Genomic DNA, 6,376 nt, shown 5'->3' on the forward strand with positions numbered 1-6,376 from the left:
CACACCCGAACCCTACGGACCGATCAACCACGCGACACCAACGCTCCGGCGCTACCAGATCACCGAACAGCCCCAGCACGCCGCAAGAGCAAAAACAAACGATCTGACCAGTTACGATTTGGCAACATCGGCCTATGGCTCAGCCTCAACTCATTGCCGCCCTCGGAAGCTCTTACGCAGCCGGTCCTGGCATCGAGCCGGTGGACAACGCCGCCGCGATGCGGTCCGCCCACAACTACGCCCACCTGCTCGCCGCACGGCTCGACGCACGGCTCGTGGACCTGTCCGTCTCGGGCGCGACCACCGAGACGATCCTGGACAGCGCGCAGACGACGATGACGGGTGCGCGATTCGCGCCGCAGATCGACGGCCTCCCCGCCGACACCGACATCATCACCGTCACGGCCGGTGGCAACGACCTTCAGTTCGCCGGCTCGATGCTCGCCGCGGCCTGGCACAGTCACGACCCGCACAGCCCGTGGGCGCAGATGCTGAACGAGATGGTGGCCAACGGCATCCCGACCCTGACCGACGCCGACGTCGAACGGGCCGCCGACGGTCTGGCCCGCATCGTGAGCGAGTCGCGCCGACGTGCCCCCCAGGCCCGGGTGATTCTCGTGGACTACCTGACCGCCCTCGGGGACCGCACGCGCCCGGGCGTCGATGTGCCCTTCCCCGCCGAGGACCTGGTCGCGCTGCTGCGCATCCAGACAGCGCTGCGGGACGCCCACAGGCGGGCCGCGGAACGCTCCGGCGCCGAGCTGCTGGCAGCCTCCGCACTCGGCGAAGGGCACGAGCTAGGCGCTCAGGAGCCCTGGGTCTTCAACTTCGCGCCGGAGCCGGAACGCACAGCGGCCTCGTTTCACCCGAACCTGGCGGGAATGACCGCGATCGCAGGCACTCTGGCGGAGCTGCTCGACCAAGGCGACCGGCCGCAATGAAAATCAGAGGTCGATGTCCGCCCAGCCTGGATAACGCTCGCCGAGCTGGTGGGCGTGGGCGACGAATGACAGCGTGAGCGGCCGGTCGTCCTGGGTGCCCCAGACGAGGCCGAACTCGCGGCGCGCTCCGGCGTCTGCCAGCGGCAGATTCACCGTGCGTGCGTGCGCTGTCGAGTCCGCGGGCACGAGGGCCATGCCGAGTCCGGCGGACACGTAGTTCGCGATCGTGAGGAGGTCACTGGCCTCCATCGTTATCCGCGGCGCGATGCCGGCCGCCGCCCACAGCGCATCGGTGACCTGCCGGGTATGGAAGCGATGGTCGAGGGCGAGGAAGGCCTCGTCGCCCACCTCGCGCAACGCGACCGCGCCGCGGTCCGCCAGCTGGTGCGTGGACGGCACCATGAGCACGATCGCCTGGTGGCCCAGGTGGAGCCAGCCGAATCGCCCGGGCGGGTGCGGTGCGGTCACGGCGAGGTCGATCTGTCGCGCGTCGATGCCGTCGAGTACCGCCGCGGTGGAGGCCTCCCGGTGCCCGATCAGGACACCCGGATGCGCCCGTAGAAAAGACGAGACGAGCTCGCCCACGACCGGCGGGCCGAGCGACCGCAGGAAGGCGATCGTGATCGCCGGCGCGCGCGGTTCGCCGCGCACCCGGCGCACGGCGGTCTCCATCACGAGGAGGGCCTCCTCGGCCGCAACGGTCAACAGGTTGCCTTCGGGTGTGAGGCGGATGCCCCGGCCCTCCGCTTCCACCAGTCGGACGCCGAGGGCGTCCTCCCAGCGCCGCACCGCGCGGCTGAGCGTCGGCTGGCTCGTGGCTGCCCGCGCGGCCGCCCGCGTGATGGAGCGCTCCACGCCGAGCGCGGCGAGCTGAGCGAGCTCGGGCACGAGCGAGGCAGCCCCCGTCTTCTCATTCACCACTGCATGAATCTACCCCGCCCGGGCTCGCCACCATGGCGCCCCTCGCCGCATAACTGTGCACAGAGCATGTAACGCGCTGCCCGTCTGGAGAGGAGAGGCAATGACCACCGAGAACCGGACGTGGACCTCGCGCCGCGACCGAAAGCGGTCGCGACTGGCCGCCGCGTCGTCTCTCGCGTCAGGCCGCGTCGTCCCCACCGACTCAGTAGTCGATCTGCTGCAAGCGGTGATCGACCCTGGCGACCGGGTCGCGCTGGAGGGAGACAACCAAAAGCAGGCGGACTTTCTCGCCCGGGCGCTCGCCCAGGTTGATCCGGGCCGTGTACACAACCTGCACCTGCTGCTGTCGTCCATCTCGCGCCCTGAGCATCTCGACGTCTTCGAGAGGGGCGTGGCGCGCCGGATCGACTTCGCGTACGCGGGCCGCCAGGCGGCGCGGGTCCCGGCACTCATCGCCGACGGGACGCTGGAGGTCGGCGCGATCCACACCTACCTCGAGCTCTACGCCCGAATGTTCCTGGACCTCGCCCCCGACGTGGCCCTCGTCGCCGCCGAGGCCGCGGACAGCGCCGGCAACCTCTACACCGGCCCCAACACGGAGGAGACGCCAGCCATCGTCGAGGCCACCGCCTTCCGGGACGGCGTCGTGGTCGCCCAGGTCAACCGGCTGGCCGGCGACGGTGAACTGCCGCGGGTCGACATCCCCGGTGACCGGGTCGACTTCGTGATCGTGGCCGATCGGCCGTTCGCCATCGAGCCGCTCTTCACCCGCGACCCACGCAAGATCACAGACGTGCACGTGCTGCTGGCCATGCTCACGATCCGCGGGGTCTACGAGCGGCACGAGGTCGCCTCGGTCAACCACGGCATTGGCTACGACACCGCCGCGATCGAGCTGCTGCTGCCGACCTACGGCCAGCGGCTCGGCCTCAAGGGCAAGATCGCGCGACACTTCGCCCTCAATCCCCACCCCACCCTCATCCCCGCCATCGAAAGCGGCTGGGTGGACACGATCATCTCCTTCGGCGGTGAGCTCGGCATGGAGCGCTATACCGCCGCACGTCCCGACGTGTTCGCCACCGGACGCGACGGCAGCCTGCACTCCAACCGGATGGCCGCCCAGACCGCCGGGCTGTACGCCACCGACATGTTCATCGGATCCACCCTGCAGGTGGACGCCGAGGGCAACTCCTCCACGGTGACCTCTAACCGTCTGACCGGCTTCGGCGGAGCCCCCAACCTGGGCAGCGACGCCCGCGGCCGCCGGCACCCCTCCCCCGCCTGGCTCAGCCTCGCTGAGGGCACCGGCCGCCTCGGCGTGCGACGCGGGCACAAGCTCGTCGTCCAGATCGCGGAGAGCTACGGGAAGGGCGGCATCCCCAAGTACGTCGAGACGCTCGACGCCGTCGCCTTCGGCCAGAGAGCGGGCATGCCCCTGACGCCCGTGATGATCTACGGCGACGACGTCACCCACCTGATCAGCGAGGAAGGTGTCGCCTATCTCTATCGGGCACGCGACCTGGACGAACGCCGCCAGGCGATCGCCGCGTTGGCCGGACCAGGCCCACAGGGAACAAGCTCGACGTCCGCCGAGCGCGAGCGGCTGCGTCGCGACGGGGTGCTGGCCACGCCGGAGGATCTCGGCGTGCGGCGCGCCGACGCCGACCGGTCCCTGCTGGCGGCCCGCAGCATCGAGGACCTCGTGGCGTGGTCGGGCGGCCTTTACGATCCGCCGGCCCGCTTCCGGAGCAGGCAATGACACTTCTCCCGCCCCTCGGCTCACCCCAGGTAGGGCGCGCACGAGCCGGCTACCGCGTCGGGGCGCGGCCGAGGCCCGCGCCGGCTTCCCACACGCGGCGGCCGCCCTCGACACTGACCGCCGGCCGCGCCCGCGGCCGCAGCGAGGACATCGCCTGCCTCGACGCCTGCTGATGACGATGCGCGGCTTGGAGGACGCCTGACTTCTCAGCCGCGGCGGACCGCAAAGCCCTGTCGCTCGGGCGAACCCGCGCAGCGGCTGTGCTTCGGCACAAAGGCACGGGCGGCCGCGGGCGTCGAAGCGCTGCGTCGTCTCGACCGCCGGCCGAGCGCGCTCGGCGCCTCCCCGGGAGGCAGCGTCGGCATGCTCGCGCTAGCCCTCTTCCTGGCCTCAGCCCGGCCCTCGCCGGTCAGTCTGGCTACGTCCGCGATTCCCCCGTGGGGCTAACCCAGGGCGCCAGTCTGGATGGCGGCGACGGCGCCACCATCGACGAGCAGGTCGATGCCGGAAATGAAGCCGGCGGCGGGGCTGAGCAGAAACTCGGTCGCGGCGGCGATGTCGGCGGGCGTGCCGAGCCGCTTGGCGTTGGACGCGTCGATCATCATGCGCATGACGACGCCGTTGTCGCCGGCGAGCTCGGCCGCGCCCATCGGCGTTGCGATCACACCGGGGCTGATGGAATTGATCCGCGCACCGCGGGCACCCCAGGCGGTGCTGGCGGCCTGGACCCGGAGTTGGTTGGCGCGCTTGGCGAAGCCGTACGCCTGGCCGCCGTCGGGGAACTGGTCAGCCCTGGCAGCCGGGAGCGACAGCAGTTCGGCGGCTGGCGTCGTCGCGAGCTGCCGGGCGACGTCCGGCGCTGGCGGGGCGGTGAAATGACCGGCCATGCTGGAGATCACCACGCCGGCGCCGCCCGGCGCGACGACCTCGGCGAACTCGTCCAGCACCATCGCGACACCCAGCAGGTCGACCGCGAGGACCGCCGCCACCGACGCCTGCACAGGCGACAGCCCGGCGGTGTGCACCACCGACCGCACCGCCCCCAACGAACCCGCCTGCTTGGCCAACGCCGCCACCGACTCGCGGGACGACACATCGACCACGGCGACGGCGACGGCGTACCCCTCAGCCTCCAGCTGCCCCGCGACCGACCGCAGGCCCGCTTCGTTGACATCCGCGATCAGAAGCTGCCTGCCGGCCCCGATCCGGCGGGCGATCGCCTGGCCCATCCCGCCGATGCCGATCACTACCGCTACATCGTGTTCCATGTGCCTTCTTCCTCACAGGACAACTCGCGGACACCCGCCGTCTAATCTTCAAGCGTCGGTTAGCCGACGTGTGTCGGTTAGTATCGTGACAACATGGCCGACCGGCAAGCCCCCAATCAGCTCGACCGCCGATCCCGTCGGTCACGCGCCGCACTCGAGGCCGCCTTGCTTGAACTCATCGCCGCACAGGACCTGGCCCAGATCACGATCTCGGACGTCACCAAGCGAGCCGACGTCAACCGGTCGACGTTCTACGACCACTACACCGACGTCCACGACCTCGCCGCCGCTGCCTGCACCACGATGTTCGACGAACTGATCTCCGCCTCACCGGTGCTGCTGCCCGAGGACTCACCCGCCGACTACCGCCGTGGCCGCGAGGCCCTGACCGGAGTGCTCGCGCACATCGGCCAACGCGCCCGCCTTTACCGCGCCCTCCTCGGTGACGACGGCAGCGCCCGCGTCATCAATCACCTTCACCAGAGGCTGACCGTCGCCGTCCACGTCAACCTCACCGAACCCGACCTCGACACCCATGCCCAGGACCCCTCCCAGATCCCCGACAACCCGGCAGCCGCGGTCCTCGCCGGCTCCCTGCTCGGCCTCGTCCTCGACTGGCTACGGCGCGGCTGCCCCGAGACACCCGAGCAACTCATCGCGACAGTCTGGCCGGGGACTGCTTCAAGATCGGTGTTTCCGGCCCGACACGCCGGGCTCAGGGTCCGGCGGGATGGGCACTGTGAGTGATGACATCGGGTGATATGGCCCCTCGGAAGCAAGATCGGGATGCGGGGCGGCAGCTGTCGCCGGAGCAGGCCGCCGCGGCGGCGATGGTCGCGGACGCGAAGGCGCGTGGGCTGGCGCTGACGGACCCGGATGGCCTGTTGAAGCTGTTCACGAAGAACGTGCTCGAGGCGGCTTTGGCCGAGGAGATGACCGAACACCTGGGTCACGAGAAGAACCGGGCGCCTGCGGAGCGGGAATCAGCCAACGTCCGCAACGGTGGCCGGACGAAGACGGTCATCTCCGAGGTGGCTGGTGATGTGGAGATCACGGTTCCGCGTGACCGGGAAGGCACGTTTGACCCGCAGATCGTGAAGAAACGGCAGCGCCGCCTCTCGGGTATCGACGAGATCGTGCTCTCGCTCTATGCGAAAGGACTGACGACTGGGGAGATCTCGGCGCATTTCGAGGAGATCTACGGGGCGGCGGTATCTCGGGAGACGGTCTCCCGGATCACCGACACGGTCCTCGCGGAGATGAATGAATGGGCCAGCCGTCCACTTGATCGCGGGCGGTTTCCAGTCGTCGTCGCGAATTAGCGGCTGTGCGGGCGGCGTGTCCACTGGCGGGTGAGGTAGAGCGGGCTTTTGTCTCCGAGGCAGAGCCGAGGGCGTTCGTTGAGTTCGTCCGTGGCGGGGCCTGGGTGGCGGATCGAGGCGGGTTCGTCGGGTTTCTTGACGCGGTAGCTGGTGTGTCGGGCGCGT

General features: G+C 70.0%; 5 protein-coding genes and 1 pseudogene. 4 read left to right on the forward strand and 2 right to left on the reverse strand.

From position 1 onward, the window contains the following. The first annotated feature begins 134 nt into the window (after positions 1–134). Positions 135–941, forward strand: a complete 807-nt coding sequence (locus MXD60_RS28355) for an SGNH/GDSL hydrolase family protein (protein WP_283099136.1) — start codon at positions 135–137, stop codon at positions 939–941. Positions 942–944: 3 nt separating this feature from the next. Here the strand turns inward: MXD60_RS28355 and MXD60_RS28360 are convergent, their stop codons facing one another. After that, positions 945–1,859, reverse strand: coding sequence for a LysR family transcriptional regulator (locus tag MXD60_RS28360; protein ID WP_248822763.1), 915 nt, complete (start codon positions 1,857–1,859; stop codon positions 945–947). A gap of 103 nt (positions 1,860–1,962) precedes the next feature. On the opposite strand from MXD60_RS28360, the gene mdcA reads away from it, so the two are divergent. Next, a complete protein-coding gene (gene mdcA / locus MXD60_RS28365; protein ID WP_248822764.1) occupies positions 1,963–3,621 on the forward strand; it encodes a malonate decarboxylase subunit alpha in 1,659 nt (552 codons plus the stop codon). A 443-nt stretch (positions 3,622–4,064) separates the two neighbouring features. Here the strand turns inward: mdcA and MXD60_RS28370 are convergent, their stop codons facing one another. Continuing rightward, complete coding sequence (locus MXD60_RS28370) at positions 4,065–4,889, reverse strand: SDR family oxidoreductase (RefSeq protein ID WP_248822765.1); 825 nt, start codon at positions 4,887–4,889, stop codon at positions 4,065–4,067. Between the two features lie 165 nt (positions 4,890–5,054). Between MXD60_RS28370 and MXD60_RS28375 the strand changes: the two genes are divergently transcribed. Beyond that, positions 5,055–5,636, forward strand: coding sequence for a TetR/AcrR family transcriptional regulator (locus MXD60_RS28375; protein ID WP_248822766.1), 582 nt, complete (start codon positions 5,055–5,057; stop codon positions 5,634–5,636). Positions 5,637–5,650: 14 nt separating this feature from the next. Beyond that, positions 5,651–6,199: pseudogene (locus tag MXD60_RS28380) on the forward strand (transposase); the annotation flags it as partial. Between the last annotated feature and the right edge of the window lie 177 nt (positions 6,200–6,376).

It is taken from the genome of Frankia sp. AgB32 (assembly GCF_023243045.1).
Taxonomy (GTDB): domain Bacteria; phylum Actinomycetota; class Actinomycetes; order Frankiales; family Frankiaceae; genus Frankia.